This window comes from Micromonospora sp. Mcm103, from assembly GCF_024519755.1.
GTDB lineage: Bacteria > Actinomycetota > Actinomycetes > Mycobacteriales > Micromonosporaceae > Micromonospora > Micromonospora aurantiaca.
The window spans coordinates 32,154-49,710 of sequence record NZ_JALJRJ010000009.1 but is presented as its reverse complement, the minus strand read 5'-3'; the positions used below and the strand labels follow the sequence as shown (position 1 = coordinate 49,710).

Annotated in this window: 10 protein-coding genes; 9 read left to right on the top strand and 1 reads right to left on the bottom strand. The window is 68.5% G+C overall.

All coding sequences use genetic code 11. From position 1 onward, the window contains the following. Nucleotides 1-127: 127 nt before the first annotated feature. Complete coding sequence (locus OC439_RS13455; RefSeq protein WP_262013687.1) at nt 128-4,084, bottom strand: restriction endonuclease; 3,957 nt, start codon at nt 4,082-4,084, stop codon at nt 128-130. A 528-nt stretch (nt 4,085-4,612) separates the two neighbouring features. Here OC439_RS13455 and OC439_RS30345 point away from each other — a divergent pair. The 9 genes from OC439_RS30345 to OC439_RS13410 all read left to right on the top strand — a co-directional run bounded on the left by OC439_RS30345 (nt 4,613) and on the right by OC439_RS13410 (nt 17,555). Further along, nucleotides 4,613-4,738: a hypothetical protein gene (locus OC439_RS30345; RefSeq protein ID WP_400303448.1), complete on the top strand. Its 126-nt coding sequence runs from the start codon at nt 4,613-4,615 to the stop codon at nt 4,736-4,738. Nucleotides 4,739-8,304: 3,566 nt separating this feature from the next. Next, nucleotides 8,305-8,595 carry a pilin gene (locus OC439_RS13445; protein WP_104113272.1) on the top strand — a complete coding sequence of 97 codons (291 nt, stop codon included), beginning with the start codon at nt 8,305-8,307 and terminating at the stop codon, nt 8,593-8,595. Nucleotides 8,596-8,597: 2 nt separating this feature from the next. Beyond that, nucleotides 8,598-9,578: a conjugal transfer protein TrbL family protein gene (locus OC439_RS13440; protein WP_262013685.1), complete on the top strand. Its 981-nt coding sequence runs from the start codon at nt 8,598-8,600 to the stop codon at nt 9,576-9,578. 3 nt (nt 9,579-9,581) lie between these two features. Beyond that, nucleotides 9,582-10,475 (top strand): PrgI family protein, encoded by an 894-nt coding sequence (locus OC439_RS13435; RefSeq protein WP_262013684.1) that lies wholly within the window; start codon nt 9,582-9,584, stop codon nt 10,473-10,475. Then, a complete protein-coding gene (locus tag OC439_RS13430; RefSeq protein ID WP_262013683.1) occupies nt 10,472-12,223 on the top strand; it encodes a VirB4 family type IV secretion system protein in 1,752 nt (583 codons plus the stop codon). The genes OC439_RS13435 and OC439_RS13430 overlap by 4 nt, the downstream gene beginning before the upstream one ends. Further along, nucleotides 12,220-14,679, top strand: coding sequence for a type IV secretory system conjugative DNA transfer family protein (locus tag OC439_RS13425; RefSeq protein ID WP_410054919.1), 2,460 nt, complete (start codon nt 12,220-12,222; stop codon nt 14,677-14,679). Before OC439_RS13430 ends, OC439_RS13425 begins: the two co-directional genes overlap by 4 nt. Before the next feature lie 201 nt (nt 14,680-14,880). Then, the gene (locus OC439_RS13420; protein ID WP_262013682.1) at nt 14,881-15,729 is read left to right on the top strand and encodes a replication-relaxation family protein; all 849 of its coding nucleotides are present in this window, start codon (nt 14,881-14,883) and stop codon (nt 15,727-15,729) included. 311 nt (nt 15,730-16,040) lie between these two features. Continuing rightward, complete coding sequence (locus OC439_RS13415) at nt 16,041-16,736, top strand: hypothetical protein (protein ID WP_262013681.1); 696 nt, start codon at nt 16,041-16,043, stop codon at nt 16,734-16,736. 90 nt (nt 16,737-16,826) lie between these two features. Further along, entirely contained in the window at nt 16,827-17,555 is a 729-nt protein-coding gene (locus OC439_RS13410; protein ID WP_262013680.1) for a hypothetical protein, read from the top strand. The last annotated feature ends 2 nt before the right edge of the window (nt 17,556-17,557 follow it).

Here is a 17,557-nt window from a genome sequence, read left to right as displayed (position 1 = left end):
CGGCAGTCGGCAGATGAGTTCGCCGCTATAGCATCACGAGAGGACTTGGTGCAGGAGCCGTAAAAACTGGGTGGCTTTGTGCCAATTCGGCTAGTCGACGTCCAGCCAGCCTGACACCTCACGCTGATCAGTCATCTTTCTCGTCAGCTTCGGCAAGAAGCTGCTCGGCATGGGTAGCCGCCCACAACTCGACAGCTGCGAAAGCTGCTTTGAGGTCCGGATCTGTCTCAGTGGCCGCTGCCTGTGCGGCGACCACGCGAGCCTTGTTAAGTTCGTCGGACACGCCGTTCGAGAAGCCCCACGAGCGAAGCAACATGGCGCCCGAGATGTCGGCGAGCACGCGCGTCGCCATGTTGCCGCTCAGCAGGCGCGCCCTGACGAGTATGTTCCTGGCCAGGTCGGGGTGGCGCAGGGGCCACGTGCCGACGTCTCGGAGCGCCGACACCGTGTCCTCGAGCGCGGCGCCGTCGAGCTTATCGACGGCTGCGGCGAGATGTTGGGCCAGGGTGGTCGTCATTCCATCCCCAGTGGCGATAGAAACGACAATCGATGCATCCGCGGCTGCGCCGTGATGAGCGCGGTCGACCACCCAGTGCGCGAGCGCCTCGGCGTTTCGGTCGAAGACGTCCGCGAAGCCATCGACGTCTGTCGGCAAGCGGCCGCCGTCGCCGTGCAGGTTTTGGAGATGGTCAAGGACCAGGCGCGGGTAAGTGAGTGCTATGCCGGCGGCAATCTGCTGGACGGTGTGGTCGTCCCAGCCTGCATGGTTGATCAAATCCAGGATCGCTGATGCGTCCTCCTTGCTGAGGGTCTGGCCCCAGCTGATCCCGTCGTAGCCGCATGCGCTCTCCAGTGCGTTCGTCAGCGCGTGCGCTGAAGCTTGTTCGCTGAGCAGAAGGCGAGCCGTGGCGGCGGGCGCGGTAGCGAGCAACTTGTGGCTGCCCATTATGTACCGGTTGCGTAGCTCAGGCTCGGCTTCCGCGATGCCCTCGCGGTGGATCTTCACGAAGGGTGCCCCGCGGTCCGTCCAGGCATACGTGGCGAAGGCGTTGCCGATGGCCAGGCGCACGTCCATGCGGTAGCTCGAAGCGTCAGCCAGCCAAGCGAGCAAACCGGTCTCATCGTAGCCTGCCCAGGCATCCAGCAGCTGGTGCAGACTCTGGTCGAGGACCGACGCGGGTCCGTCGGCGATTTCCCGAACCACGTGAGGGATGAGATCGGATCTCTGCTTGGCGAACTCCCGCCAGACGCCCCACAGCGTGGGTGGCCTAGGTGCGGCCAGCTCGACCTCTGCCGCGCGGGCGCGGAGCGTACGCACCAACTCAGGGATGCTGTAGGACGTAAGCCGTGTGACGACCTGCGCGACTGTATGCTCCTGTATCGCCGTCCGCTCCTCGATCCTGACTCGGAGCTGCTCGCTGTGTTCTGCATCGAGCTCGTCCTGCGGCATACCGGCTTCACGGGCGGCTCGCGCTTCTTCCGCTGCCCGTAGCTCATCGAGCGTTGCAACCGTCACTCCGCGCCGGGTCGGGAAGCCTCGGAACGTGCTGAGGAGGACCTCTGCGAGGTCGTCGTCCCGGTTGTCGAGCGACGTCACGAGAGTAAGAGCAGCATGGCGAACACGTACCGATCGAGCGTGCTCGCCTGTCCAGCCAATCTCGTGGCGGATCAGTCGGCGGATCACAGCACTACCGGCGGAAACAGCCGCCGTCTCCAAGGTCGTCAGCGTGGCGAGATCGTCCTCTTCCCAGGCCAGGATCTCTTTCCTGGTTGCTTCCCGGTTGGCCGGACCTGCCGGTTGACGGACCGCTGTGCCGAGAAGACGAACAGCCTCCCCGGCTCGGCGCAGGTCAGTCCCGCTCGCTTGCCGGAGAAGAGTCGATCGGATCGAGTCCCGGATCGGGCGTGCCCAGGTCGCCGACACGGCGTACGGGCGAAGTGAGATGCGTCGGCGCGTTTCTGCGACGGTCCGGGTGCCATCCTTTGCCAGCAGAGGACGTAGCGCGAACATCGGCGTCGCGTGCTGCGGGTCGGTCGCCTCGGTGAGTTGCTTGTCGATCCACGCCACGATTCGGGAGGGAAACGACGGGTCTAACATGTCGCCGATGCTCGCGAGCTGGTCCTTAATGATCCGGGCAGCATGGCCCGGGTGCTGGTTTGGCGGCCGTGAGTCATCGCGGTGTAGCGACCAGAGCGCGTCGAGGACCGTTTCGAGCGTCTCTGGTGCGCTGGCGACGCACTGCCCGTACAGCTCGGGCATGAGCCAAAGAACGTGCTTTGAGCTCTCGGCTCGGTCGAAGAACGGGTGCCCGGCTGCAGCGTCGGGGACTGTTGGGTCATGCTCCTGCAGCCGCATTCGGAGTTCCTCCAGCACTGTCAGGAATGGAACTGGCAGGGTGGTCGCCAGGTTCCGGAGCCCACGAAGCGCTCGATGCAACTCGACGGGTTCGGCAATGCGGAGCCGGTCCGCCACCGACTCCCAGATCGACCCGATGACCGATGGCCCATGCCGTCGAACGAGCCGCCAGTCGAGTTCCGCGAGCGTGGTCACGAGCCGGTCGTCGGAAGGGCTACCGAAGGCCTCCCAGAGTTGCTGAGCGAAGCCGGTCGCGTGGCGCCCGACCGCGACCTCGGTCTCCAAGATCTCGTCCGCAAGCACGTCGGGAACTACACGGGTTAGTCCGCTGCGCGTCACTAGGACGCCGCGATCTTGCAAGCTTTGGCAGAGGCGCAGCAGGTCGCCCATGTCCAAGCCGATAAATCGCGCGATGTCTGTGCGCAGGGCGTCGTCGGTGTCGTCAATGGGGCCGAGAGCCGCGAAGACGGCGAGTGCTCGTCGTACGGTGCGGTTCGGTAGGCCTTCCAGCTCGCCGGTGGCAACCTCTTGGTACCGCGCGAGAACCTGCTGACGAAGGGCGTCATCGGCCTTCAGGGGCGCTGTCAACCGGCCGCTACGGATCAGGTTGATGCCGATGACCGCCACGTGCGGAGAGTCAACGGCTTGGCTGGCGAAGTACTCCTGCGCCGCCAAGGTTAGGTCGAGTCCATCGGCGATGCTCGCGACCAGCTTGCGTGCGTCCCGCCAACTCAGCTCCTCGACCGGGATCGTCTCGACCTGAGTCGGCGCAAACCGGGCGTTGATGATCTCGGCCTGCAAGGCGGCAACCCCAGACACCCGGGAGCCGAGGACAACCTGGGTGCCCTCCGTCAGGCGCGCGTAGGTGAGCAGCGCTGCGAGGGCGGCCGGGTCGCGGTGTGCGTCGTCCACCAGCACCACGGCCGGCGTGTGCGGAAGCTCGTCGATTGCTGGTTGGTCAAGGCTGCGTCCGGGCGAAAGGCAGACGACCGGAACCTGAGGGTTGGCCTGCTCGAACTCTGCCAATGCCTCAGTGAGCAAACGCGTCTTGCCGCGGCCTCCGGGGCCAGCAACAACGACGACCGTCGGGAAGTCCGCTGATCGGTCGAGTGCAGTCCGTAGCGCGGCGAGCTCGGCATCACGTCCGATGCGGGGTCCACGGTCGTTGAGCGGCGCGTCTTCCTTCATGCGATCTGCGACAAAGGTGTCGAGACTGAGAAATGCGTCGGTGCCGGGAACACCAAGAAGGAACTGCCGGGTCGGCCGGTCCCACGTCGCATCAAGGACGTCCCGTCGCTTATGCAAAGGGAGATCGTCCAACATGCGCCCGAGGGCACGCTGATCAAGTAGCTGCCACTTGGGGTGCTTCTTGATCTCCCTTCTGGCGTCGCGCGATGCCTCGCCGGAGAACACCAGGTAGTACTCGTCAGCCTGAAAGGTGCTGACGCGCACGACTTCCCGGACGTCTGCCGGCGTCAGCTTGTCATATCGCTTGCACTGCCAAGCGGCGGTCTTCCCGTCGCTGTAGCCACCTTCGAAGTCGACGCCGTCCTGAGAGTCGCCTCGCCGCCCCCAACGCTCCACCCGGGTCACCCGACGAGCGGAGCCCGGACAGAACCGGTTCGCACTGAGCAGACGCTCCGTGAAGTCCTCGAACTCGTACTCCGAGAGGCTGGGTGTCGGGGGCAACCGCGGATTCTTTCCCGGCAGCGGGCCATCCGCGGGCATCGGCGCCCACCTCCACTCTGCGTGCATGATTCTCGACAAGATCGCCATCTCAGGCCCCAAGCAGGATATCCCTCATCGCCAGCGCGACGCCGCACGCGGTGGCGGTGGCCAGGTCTTTCCGGTGATCAGGACATAGATCACGGCGGACGCGAAACTGTCCAGGCGCGGCTTGAGCTGAAACTGCGCGGCCCGCACCGTCGACGTGGTCGACCTTGTCATCGAGGAGCCGACCGTCCCGGCCCGTCAGCCTGACCTCTGAACCGCTAAGCCGATGCCGTGCTCGGGAGGAACGAACTCGTCACCCACCGTCGGCGGCATCTTCGATTGGGTCGGCGGTCACTGGCGGCTGATCACCACCACCCGCGGTAGCCCCGGTCAGGGATCCGAAATTGCTGTGGCCTCGGGCGACAAGGCGACTCACCGTCTGATCGGCGATCCGACGGGTTTCGGGGTCGGCAGCTTGCAAGCCGTTGCGCAGCACAGCTGAGATGGAGGTTCGAGCGCTGCTGATGAACCAGGGTCGGTCGGGTGCATCCACCAGTCCCGCAATGGCGGTTACCGACTCCGCCAGTTCGTCAGCGCCAAGCGTTGCGAGACGTTCGGCAATGTCATCGCATGAGGCGAGCCTTGTTCCGGCGGCGACGGCTTGGTTGAGCTGATCGAGCGCCCAGGCGTCAGGCAACTTCCCGGAGCTGAACCAGTGTCCAAAGCCGGCGAGCTCTGCTGCGTCACCGCCGGCTTGGGTAGCCGCATCTCGGCGCTTCTCCCATAGAGCTTTCAACCGGTTGGTCTGGTCTTGGTCGAGCTGATCCATGCTGTGCAGTTGCCAGCCGATATGTTCGATGAGGCGTGCGCGTAGGCGCAGCGGCGCGTGGTTGAAGAAGTCCGCGAGCCAGCCTGCATGTTGCGGGATCACGCCATCCCGGTAAAGCAGCCCGAGGTGCGACAACAGACAATCCTCGGGCTGCTCGTGCTGCGCGCCTTCGATGGGAGGGGCCGTCTCCGGCGCGTGGCTGAGGGACATGGCGTGCCGCTCATACAACGGCTGCAGGAGCGTTGCCGTCTCTACGGTCAGCCGACCGTACAGCAGGTAGGCGTTCCAAGCAGCCGACGCGATGCCCGGCTTAGTGACGTGGGGGAAGATTTCCTCGAGGTGCTGACGTGTCCACTGTTCGTCCAGCGCCGCCAGGAGGTGGATCTTGTAGCCGTAGAGGCTGCGGATCGGTGAGTTTGACCGACGTGCCGGGTCGAGGTGCTTTTCGAGCAGTCGGCGGACGGTGGCGTCGAGCGCGGGTGCTGCAGGGTTATGTAGGCGGATGGCGTATTGGAGCAGCGCGATCCAGGCGTTGCCGCCGATGCTGTTGATCGCTGTCTCGAAGGGCGGGCCGTCATCGTCGGTCGAGTCGTCGGCGTCGAGAAGTTGGCTGATCAGCGCGAGGGCCTGTTCGAGGTTGGCCTGCGGGATGTCGCTTCGCAGGCCGGCGGTCAGCAGTTCGGCCACTTCTTGCCAAGCCCAGTTCCAGCCCGGGTCCTGCTCACCGTCGCCCTGAATAGGACGTCCCGGCAGCTGGGCCGGCTGGGCCAGAGACGCGGCGGCGAAGTCGAGCACGGGTTGCCAGTCGGCGATCGATGCGGTGGCCGAACCCTGCTGGTCATCGGCGCATTCGATCGCCTGACGGAGTCCCTTCAGCAGACCACGGGCGTAGGTAGGGTCCAGGTCTAGGAAGCGGGGAGCGAGCGCGGCGAAGCGGCGCGGGTCGGCTGCAGCAGCGGCTTGGACTCGTTGACGCAGGTCGTCTCTGTCGGGATCGTCCCAGCGCCCGGTCGGCGTCCATGCCGTCAGGAAAGAGATGAGGTCGTCGTCGGTCATCTCGTCCAGGGCCGGCAGCGGCAGGTCTGCCCGATCTGCACTGCTATGGGCCTTGAACTCGATCACGCGGTTCGCGATGTCGGGGTCGCCGAGCTCCCGGACCAGCGCCTCCTTTTCCGCACGGTATGCCTCCGGGAGCGCGTCGCCGAGCCGCGCGAGCTGTCGATGCTTCCACCGTTTGATCGCCGCCGGGTCGTCGGTGTGTGTAGGCCCTTGATCGATCAGCGCCAGGACGCGATTGCGGTCCTCGGGTTCGAGACTGCCGAAGTGGGTGCCCAACAGCTGTCCGTACTCGACGAAGCAGTCCCGGTCGTGAAACAGGGTCGGGTCTGTCAGCGACGCGTTGACCAGCTCCGGTTCTGGGATCAGGAGGAGGATGTGCATTGCAAGGCGGCGGAAGATGCCGCCTTGGTGCGCGTCGAGCTCGGACACAACCTGCTCTGGGCCGATTTCGGTGGCGACGGCGATTGCAGCGTCGCGCAGCATGGTGACCAGTTCGTCGCGCGCTCTGAAGAGCTTGTCTGACGTGATGTCGGGCCACCAGATGCGGGAGTAGCTGAGCTCATCACGCCCGCCGTCATCTCTTTGCGCGAGACGAGTCGCAATGACAGCCAGCCCAGGCACACCTAGCTGCGGGAAGAGCCGGGTGACGAGTTCGGGCGGAATGTATCCACCTCCCCCGCCCCGCCGGGTCGGCGAAGGTAGCAGCTCAGCCAGGATGGCGGCGGCTTCTTCAAGCTGGCCGTCGGCGGCGAGCCTGGGGAGCAGCTCGGTTGCCTTGGACGGCAGGGCCCACTGAGCAGGCGACCGGAGCAGCTGAGCGATCTTCCCGGCCAACGGGCGCGCGAGTGAGATAGGTGCCGCGAGGGCAACGTCAGCGACGGTCTCGGCGGCTTGGGGGTTGTCAGTCTCCAACTGGAAAACGACGTCGATCACATCGGGCACGAGCTTCGGCTCCTGCATCATTCTGACGAGGTAGCGCCCTGGTGGCCACGGCTTGTAGGTCAGCAGGCCGTCCTCGTTAGGCTGCAACGGCGGCGGCGACCGGAAGTAGTTCTTTTTCAACAGGTGCGGGAACCATGCAGCCGAGGCGTGCTCGAAGAAGCGGTTCAGGGCCGGCGCGCTGTTAGGAACCTTGTTCAGGAGATGCGAAACCTTCTCCTTGGTGATCGGATCGGCGGTCGCGAGTTCGTCGATCATGGGCAGGGCGCGGGTGAACGACCCTTCGTACGCGCGCAGCACCACCTTGAGAACGGCGCCAAGCCTGTCCCAGCGTTCGATGAACGCCGCGTCAGCCGGGCGGTTGGCGAGCAGGGCACCGCGGTGGGCGGCGTCATGCCACGCCCCCGAGCTCTTCCAGAGGGAACGGATCTCGTCGGTGCTGTCGAACCCAAGCGCCGAGCAAATCTCGTCGATCACGAGCGCGCGGTCCGGGTCTCGTCGATCCTGCGGCTTCTCAGCCTCGAGACGGTCTTGCACCTCTACGGGGACGAAGGAGTAGAGCAGTTCGCGAAGCGCCGAGTCGATCTCGCGAGCCATGTGCGCCAGGATGAGCGAGCGGGTCTGTAGCGGCGGGTTCCCGCGGAGGATGCAAATGGCATCGGCGTACTGGTCGGCTGGAGCGTCGCCCATTACCCCCAGAAGCCGGTAAATCTCGCATTCATGCGGCTGGAAGGGTACAGGCTCGAACGGTGCTGGTTGGGCACCGCCGAACTCAGGGGTCGGCACAGGTCGCCTCCTCAACTACCACGGCGCACAAGGTTGAGTAGTTCCCGATGTCGAATTCTGGCGCGTACCCGTGGGAACGGGCGCTCGCCGGGCTGCTGCCAGTGATGATTCTGCGATCTTGACCCATCCGGGAACTTCTCGCCACAAGGTTAGGTACGCAGGCAGGCACGTTGGAGGCGCCGCGGTTGGCGGGTAGGTCATCCGGCGGCGGGCGTGATGGCCGACCGGTTAGGGGATTGTGGCCCGCGAGTCTTGCGCACTCTCACCGGCAGTTGACCGCGTTGCAGGCGCATCAGCAGCCCGCGGCTGGCCGGCCCGAGCAGGGCCAAGGGTCGAATGTTCGCCCGCTCGCTGACTGGTCGTGTCGGGGCGTGACAGGCGACAGGCGGGTTCGATCTGTCTGACAGCGCAGTTCTGGGCGGTGCATGTCCTCCATGGCATGCCCGCCCGGCGGGGATCGTTTGCGCGGCGGGGTCGAGGTGAGTTCGGCATGGCTGGCGCGGCGTACTGACACCGCGATCCCTGCGCTAGACCGCGAGGGAGGAGCGCCCCCACCGACCCACACCGGTCCCTCCCTGAGGTCCCCGCCGGGCGGCACACAGAACCGTTCTGGAGTGCCTTCATGCACCTGAAGCTGTCTGTCCTGTCGGAGATCGCCGCCGCGCCACAGCCGGTGGCGGTCAATTCCATCAATCAGGTCATCTCCAACATCACTGGCTGGATCATGGGCATCATCGCGTTGGTCGCGACGATGTTCCTGGTCATCGGCGGTCTGCGGTACATGGCCGCTGGCGGTGACCCGGCCCAGGTCGAGCAGGCCAAGGGCAACTTCAAATCTGCGTTGGTCGGCTACGCCTTGGCGGTGTTGGCCCCGGTGATCCTGCAGGTGTTGCAGGGCATCCTCGGCGGCTGAGGATGACCACCTGGTTGATGAACGATCTGGTCCGCTGGCTCGCCGAGCGGGTGATCGATCTTCTCGGTGGCCTGCTGGCTTTCCTGACGTCCTGGATCTTCGTGTCGCCGGATGTGACCGGGCTGCCGCAGGTGCAGTCGATCGCCGGGAAGAGCGCTCTCGTGGTCGACGCTTGCTTCATTCTCGCGATCGTCGCCGCGGGCGCCGCGGTCATGCTGGGCGACTCCGTCGAGACCCGCTACACGGTCAAGCAGCTCGTGCCGCGGCTCGTGGTCGGGTTGGTCCTGTCGGCGTTCGCGGTTCCGTTGACCGGCGTGCTCATTGAGGTGGCGAACGCGTTGACCGTGTCGCTTGCCGGGGTGGACGCCCCGACGACCGAGGTGGTCACGTTCGTCAAGGCGCGGCTCGCTTCGGCGATGGGGGATCCGAGTTCTGGTCTGCTGATGCTGATCATCGGGCTGCTGATCGTGGTGCTGATGTTCCTGCTCGTCGGCGGTTGGCTGACCCGCATCGCGGTGCTGGTCGTGTTGGCCGGTGTCGCGCCGGTGGCCCTGGCGTGCCACGCGACCCCTTGGACCGAGGGGGTCGCGCAGTTGTGGTGGCGGTCGGTGCTGGGCTGTCTGGCCACCCCGACGATCCAGGCGGTCACGTTCTCGGCCGGCGTCGACCTGGTGATCGATCCGCGGGGGAACGTGCCGGTCCTGCTCGGTCTACCTGGCTCCGACACCCTGAACCTGCTGCTCGTGGTCGTCGTGCTGTGGATGACGCTCAAGGTTCCGGGCCTGGTGCGGCGGTTCTCCGGTCAGCAGGGCCGCAGCGTCGGCATCGGCGGCGTCGTCCTGCGAACGGTGGCCCTGCAGGGGATGACCCGCAACCTGGGCCGACTCAGAGCCGCCCCGGTCCGGCGCACGCCGCTGGCGTCGAGCAACCCCATCCGCGCGCCCTACCGCCGCCTGCCCGGCGTCTACCCGAGCCCGGAGTGATCAATGAGCAATCTGGATGATGCGGCGCCGCGTGCGGTGGTGCCGGCCAATGTCAACGAGCCGGACCGGGTCGCGTTCGGGCTCACCTTCCGTCAGCTCGGCATCATCGGCGGCGTCGGCTTGGCCGCTGCCGGTGTCTACCGCTCGTTCGGGCATCTGCTGCCGCGGCCCGTGTGGCTCGTCGTTGGTGCTGTCGTGTTCGGTGTCGCGGTCGTGGTGGCGCTCGGCCGCCGCGACGGCCTGCCCTTGGACGTGTGGCTGCGGCACGCCTTCACGCTCTCGCACAGCCCGCGCGTGCTGACACCCGGGACGGCCCGCGCGGTCCCGGGCGCGGCCGTGGAGGGGAAGCCGATCGTGCCGGCGTTGTTGCGGTCGCCGGTGACGGCGGTCAGCCCTGCTGGTGTGCTCACCAGCGCAGGTGGCGACAAGGTGGTGATCGCCTGCGGCACCACCAACATTCACCTGCGAACCGGCGGTGAGCAGGGCGCGTTGCTGGACGGGTTCGGCCGGTTCCTCAACGGCTTGACCGGGCCGGCGCAGATCGTCGTGGCCGCGCAGCGCCACGACCTGGCCGCACACGCGCATGCTGTCGCCGATAGCGCCCGGCGCCTGCCGCACCGGGCGCTGCAGGCCGCCGCCGAGGACCATGCCGCGTTCTTGCTGGAGCTTGACGGCGAGCGTGATCCGTTGCGCCGGCAGGTCCTGGCGGTCGTCACCGGCGCGCGAGCGGGCGACACGGCGGTGCGGGCGTTGTCCGGGCTCGGCGTGCACGCCGCCGTGTTGGACGGGTCTGCGGTGTGCGCCGCGCTCGCGGGCGCGGTCGACCCGTTCTCCCCACCGGTGCCCGGCCCGCGCGCGGTGCCCGGCGTCCCGATCACTCTGCGGAGCAGCACATGAACCTGTTGAAAAACCCCAAGAAGAGTGTCCGAGGCGTAGAGGGCATGCCGTCGCCGGCCGCGTTGTCGCTCACCCCGTCGCATGTGCGGGTTGGTGACGGTTACGCCGCCACCTACGTCGTGTGCGGCTACCCGGCGGAGGTCGGTCCGGCGTGGCTCGATCCGCTGCTGTCCTATCCGGGGCGCGTCGACGTCGCCGTGCACCTGGACCCGGTGGTGCCGCAGTTGGCCGCGCCGATGCTGAAGCGGCAACGCGCCCGCCTCGAATCGTCGCGTCGGCTCGACTCCGACGCCGGGCGGTTGGGCGATCCGATGGTCGAGGCCGCCGCAGCGGATGCTGCGGACCTGGCTGAGCGGGTTGCCCGCGGGGCGGCGAAGTTGTTCGAGGTCGGCATCTACGTCACCCTCCACGCTCGCACCCTCGACGACCTGGCCACCCTCACCGCGGGCGTGAAGTCGGCTGCGGCGAGCGTGCTGTTGGACCTGCAGCCGGCGACGTTCCGTCACCAGCAGGGCTGGCTCTCGACGCTACCGGTCGGGGTGGACCCGCTGCGGATGCGCCGCGTGCTGGACACCACCGCCCTGGCGGCGGCGTTTCCCCTCGCCTCGCCAGACCTTCCCGCACCCACCCCCGGCAGCATTCCCTTGGCGGAGGGGGTGTTGTACGGGGTCAATACCACCTCTAACGGGGTGTTGGTGTGGAACCGGTGGGCGCAGGACAACCACAACTCGGTCGTCCTCGCTCGCTCCGGGGCGGGCAAGAGTTACTTCGTCAAGCTCGACGTCTTGCGCAACCTGTATCAGGGCACGACCGTCAGCGTCATCGACCCTGAGGACGAGTACACGCCGCTGGCCGACCACGTCGGCGGCACGGTGGTGCAGCTGGGCGTGCCCGGGGTGCGTATCAACCCGCTTGACCTGCCCGACGACCGGCGGCCGGACACGCTCACCCGACGCGGCCTGTACCTGCATACGCTGATCGCGGTCATGCTGGGCGCGGCCCCGCCGCCGGCCGAACGCGCCGCCCTGGACCGGGCCATCACCGCGACCTACGCCCGCGCCGGCATCAACGCCGACCCGGGCACCTGGACGAAGCCCGCTCCCCTGCTGCGTGACCTGGCCGAGGTGCTCGCCGGGGACGATGATCCGGCCGCCGGGCAGCTGGCCGCCCGGCTCGTTCCCTGGACGGTGGGGAACTTCGCCGGCCTGTTCGACGGGCCTACCACCACGGTCCCGCATGGGCATCTGGTGGTCTGGTCGCTGCGGCATCTGCCCGATGAGCTGCGGACCGTCGGCACGCTGTTGGCGCTGGACTCGATCTGGTCGGGCATCGACACCCCGCCGGCCGGCATTAGCCGGGGTCGGCATCTGGTGGTGGTGGATGAGGCGTGGCTGCTGATGCGCGACGGTGAAGGCGCGCGGTTTCTGTTCCGGATGGCGAAGGCGGCCCGCAAGCGGTCGGCGGGGTTGTGCGTCGTCACGCAGGACGCGGCGGATGTGCTGTCGACCGACCTGGGGCTCGCCGTGGTGTCCAACGCCGCGACGCAGGTCCTGATGCGCCAGAGCACCCAGTCGATCGACGCTGTGGTGGAGGCGTTCAACCTCACCGCGGGTGAGGCGCGGCTGCTGCTGGCCTCGCCCCGGGGCGAAGGGCTGCTCGTCGCGGGCCGGTCGCGGATCCCGTTCCGCAGCGTCGGGTCGGCCGCGGAGCACACAATCGCCGTCACGGGCATCGGGGAGACCGAGTGACCGCCACCCCGGGCTGGGCCGCCGAGATGGGGCATTGGGTGCTCGCCCGGCCGTGGCTGGCCTTCGTCGCCGCCGCGATCGTTGTCGCGGCCGTGTTCGGGCATGACCAGGTGCTCGCCTGGCGGCACCGGCGGTTCACCGCCGGCGCGCGATGGCTGACCGTCGCTGCCCCACCGCAGGTCACCGCCGAGGCCGCCGCAGCGTTCTGGACCACCCTCACCGGCGTCCTCACGCCGTCGGTGTGGCGCCGCCGGGTGTTCGGCTACCCGCATGTCGGCTGGGAGTACACGTGGACCGGCCGCGCGCTGACCATCCGGGTCTGGGTGCCCGGCACGGTGCCGCCCGGCGCGGTCGAGGCCGCCGTCCGCGCGGCCTGGCCCGCCGCCACCATCACCACCACAGATGCCGCCGCGCCGATCCCGCCGCAGGTCGGTGAGGGGGTGGGTGGGGCGCACTGGCCGCAGCACCCCGATGGGCTGCCGCTGCGCAGCGACCACGACACCGATCCGCTGCGGGCGCTGCTCGCCGCCGGCGCCGAGGTCGGCCCCCATGAGCACGCCTGCGTGCAGGTCCTCGCCCGGCCGGCGCGAGCCCGCCGAGTCCGCGCCGCCCGCCGGGCGGCGGCAACGGCCGCCACCCACCCGCACGGGCGGCCGGATCTGGCCGCGCGGGCGGTGTCGGGTATAGCGAGGCTGGCCGTCGAGCCGCTGCTGTGGCTGCTCGAGGTGTTCACACCCGGCCCGTCCAGGCCGCCGCACGCCTCGACGGGTCGGGTGGCCGAGCGGGATCCGGTGGCCGCGGCTGAGGCCCGCACGGTGGTGGAGAAGGCGGTGCGGGTGCCGCACTTCGAGATCGCGGTCCGGTTCGCCGTCGCCCGCGACCCGGACACCACACCACCGGATGCGGGGCGGGCCCGGCAGACCCGTGAGCGGCTGATCGGGCTGGGGCACACCATCGCCTCGGCCGCCGCGGCGTACACGGGCCCGAACCGGCTGCGGCGCATGAAGATGCCCCACCCGGTCTCCACCCTCGCCGGGCGCCGGTTGCGGCGGGGGTTCCTGGCCACCGTGGCGGAACTCGCGGCCCTCGCCGCGCTGCCGCAAGACCTCGCCGTGCCCGGCCTGGACCGCGCCCGAGCGAAGGCCGTGCCGGCGCCCGTGCAGGTCCCCGGCGGTGGGCGTGGCGTCAAGATGCTCGGCCGCGCGCAGATCGGCCGCCACAAGGTCGGGTTGACCGTCACCGACGCCCGCCAGCATGTGCACGTGGTCGGCAAGACCGGCGTCGGGAAGTCCACGCTGCTGCTGAACATGATCCTCGGCGACATCAAAGCCGGCCGGGGCACGGTGGTCATCGACCCGCGCGGAGACCTGATCACCGACATCCTCGACCGGCTCCCCGCCACCTCCGCGGACAAGATTGTGATCATCGACCCGGACCAGGAGAACCCGGGCTGCTTCAACCCGCTCGATGACCGGGGAGACCCGCACCTGGCGGTGGACAACCTGGTGGGGATCTTCGCGAAGATCTTCCAAGGGCAGTGGGGGCCGCGGATGGACGACACGATGCGGGTGGCGTGCCTGACGCTGATGCGCCACGCCAAACCGACGCTGAGCCTGGTGCCGTCGCTGTTGCAGGACAAGGACTTCCGGGCCCGGTTCACCCACGGCCTGGACGACCCGGACGGTCTCGGCGGGTTCTGGGTCTGGTACGACGGCATCAATGAGCAGTTCCGCGGGCAGGTCATCGCCCCGGTCCTGGCCCGGCTACGGGCGTTTCTGCTGCGCGATTTCGTCAAGTCGGTCATCGGCAACGCGCACAGCTCGTTCGACATGGGTCGGGTGCTCGACGGCGGGGTGCTGCTGTGCCGGCTGCCCAAGGGGGTGCTCGGGGAGGAGACGACGCGGATCCTGGGCTCGCTGGTTGTCGCCCGCGTCTGGCAGGCCGCCATCGCCCGCGCCAGCATCCCGGAGGACCAGCGCCGCGACGCCGTGCTGTACGTCGACGAGTGTCAGAACTTCCTGACCCTGCCCGGCTCGGTCGGGGACATGCTGGCCGAGGCACGGGGGTTCCGGCTGGGTCTGGTGCTGGCGCACCAGGACCTGGCGCAGCTCCCGAAGGATGTCGCTGCAGCGGTGTCCGCCAACGCCCGGTCGAAGCTGTTCTTCAACGTCGACCCGGCCGACGCCCGGGAACTGTCGCGCCACACCAGACCGGAGCTCGACGAGCACGACCTCGCCCACCTCGACGTCTACACCGCCGCCGCGCGGCTGCTGGTCGGCAACCGGGAGCTGCCTGCGTTCACGTTCACCACCAACCCGCCGGCAGAGGTGGTGGGTGAGGCGACCGCGATCCGTCAGGAGTGCGCCGCCGCGCACCGCCGCGCCGACGGTGAGCCGCCGATGCAGCAGGTCGCCCGTTCGGCGATGAAACGGCGGATGACCAGCCGGGAGCGCTGAGCAAAGGCCTGCTCGTTTCGGGCCTCGTCCGGGTGCTGCGGTGAGGGCTCGCTTGGGGGTGTCCGGGAGACGAGACCTCACCCGAGCATCCCCCACCGGCCTGTCAGGTTCCTGACCTGCCCGTGCCTGGCCTGCCTCCGGCCTGTCCGCGAGATCAACTCATCCAGACTCCCTACCGGGACTCTCTCTGCAGGGGTACCCATGCCGCAATCGCGCTCTGCTGACCTGCTGGCCATCTACCCGCACATCACCAGCCGGGACCGGCAGCTGCTCCGACTCCTCGACGACCATCAGGTCCTGACCACCGATCAGATCCACCAGCTGTTCTTCCTGGCCCGACGCACCTGCCAGATCCGCCTCAGCGAGCTGTACGGGCTGGGCCTGCTGGACCGGTTCCGGTTCGCGCGCACCGGCGGCGGCAGCCAGCCGTGGCACTGGACCCTCGGCCACAACGGACACCGCTTCCAGGCCGCCGCCCACGAACGCCCCGAGCCGACCGCCCGGGCGAGCCGGCAAGCCGTGCAACGGGTGTCGGCCAGCCCGACCCTGACCCACCTGCTCACCGTCAACGAGTTCTTCGTCCGGCTCAAGACCCACACCCGGCGCCACCCCGAGATGCGTCTGGACCGGTGGTGGTCGGAGCGGACCACCACCCGGCAGTTCCGCACCATCACCGCCGACGGCCACGGCATCTGGACCGCCGCCGGCGCCAGCGTCGGGTTCTGGCTGGAGGCCGACACCGGCACCGAACCGCTGGGCCGGCTCGTCGGCAAACTCGACCGCTACGCCACCCTGACCCGACGCGTCGGCATCCAATATCCGGTGCTGTTCTGGCTCGGCAGCCCTGCCCGGGAGGAACACCTGCACCGGCTCCTACGCGGCCGACGCGACGTCCTGGTAGTCACCGCCACCCACGAGACGGACCCGGCGCAAGCGGTGTGGCTGCCGGTCGGCGCCACCGGCCGAGTCGGGCTCGCGCAGCTACCCACCGACCACGGTCAGCCGGTGGCGGACAACCCCAACTTCGACGACGGAGTCTTCGTCCTCTGACACGACCTGTCAGCCGACCAGCCGAAACCTGTCACCGCAGGTAGAAGGCATGGTTGCGACTGCTGGTCGGGGGCGTGCTGTCAGGTCACGACGCTACGGTGCAGCTTCTTCTCTTTTGTTCGCACCGCCGCCCGTCTGTTCTCCCCGGATCTGCCCGCGCCAGCGGGATCACACCCTCAGCCCACCACCCGGTCGGCCCCGTGACCCCCGCCCCGCGCCTTTCCCGGCAGCACTCCGCCACAGACGCCGCATCCCGGTGGCACCACCACACCCGCAGTCGAACCGCGCCTTCGCGAAGGGAGCACCCCGTCATGCCCGCACTCACCAACACGTCCCTCACCGACCAGGTCATCACCGTCTGCTTCGCCCCCGGCCAGGACGCCGACTGGTTCGCCGCCTCCGAAAAGGTCCACGACCTCCTGCAGGCCAACGGCACGCCGTCGCGCCGCTACCGCGTCCGACACCGCCGCCTCATCGGCTGGCTGACCCGCTTCATCGGCTACTACCTGCTCGACGCCGCCCGCCGCTTCGGCGCGATCACCATCGCCGCCGGCGGCCGCAAGAGCCGCCTCGACCTGACCGGCACCGCCGCCACCGCCGCACACGACGCCGCCCTGCGCTGGCGTACCTGGCACACCCACGTCGCCACGACCACTCCCGTCGCTCGGCCGTTCGAGGACTACCTCGCCCAGCACCACACCGACCCCGCCAAGGTCACCGCCCACGAGGCCCGCCGACGCTTCGAGCAGCAACCCCGCGTCCTGGCGATGCTCGCCCACCACCTCGACCCATACGAACTGCCCGCCTACCAAGCAGGCGAAGCCACCTACACCGGCCTGCACTGGCGCATCGCCCTGGTCGGCGACGCGCTGATCACCACCGACGGTCGCCTCCTCACCCCCGCAGGCGGCTCCGTCGCCGACCGGTTCCGCTTCCTCAACGACGCCTGCGCCTACCTACGCAGCCTCGACCCACGCGCGCGGCTGTGCGCCGTCACCATCACCTGACACCCCCTCCGGACCCGAAACACCACGGCCGGTCACAGCCCCGCTGCGACCGGCCTTCGCCATCTCCCCGCCGTTGGAAGGAGACCCCTGATGTTCCTGACCGATCCGGTGCTGCGGCGCATCGCCGCCGACACCAACGACGTCCTGCCCGAGCAACAGTGGCGCCACGACACCGCCACCGCCGAACCGATCGGTGACCTCGCCCGCCTCCTGCACAAGACCGCGCTTGACTTCACCGACAGCACCACCAACCTCGACCAGGCCCTCACCAGGCTGGGTGCACTCGCCGAAACAGGCCGACGAGGACTGGCTGCGCACGCCGGCCTTCACCTCCCCGGTCACCACCAGGTCGTCACCGATGCGCTCGCCGCCCGCGAGCGGCACACCGTCCTCGGCGTCACGCTCACTGCCTGCTACCGCGCCTGGCGCAACCACCGGCCGATGAACGAAGGCGACGAGCGACACGTGCTTCTGCGGCGTTGCGACCCGTCGCGTGGGGTGGCGACCCTGCAGCGCAAGGATCCGGACACGTGGCTGGTGATACCCGACGCCGAAGCCGCCGCCGCCTTCGACATCCCCTACCCGCAGCGCATCGTCGGCGAGGTCACCCACACCGAAGGGGGATGGGCGCCGACTGCCTACGTCGCCCGTGCGCATCAGGTCCCGCTCGCCACGGTGTACTCCCTGCCGATCCGGGGTGAGCTCACCTCGGCCTGCCGGACGCTGCTGCGCTGGTGGAACCTGCGCCACTCCGACGCCTGGCACAACCGCACTCCCGCACAGCTCACCCCCGCCGAACTCGCCCACCTCACCGACTGACG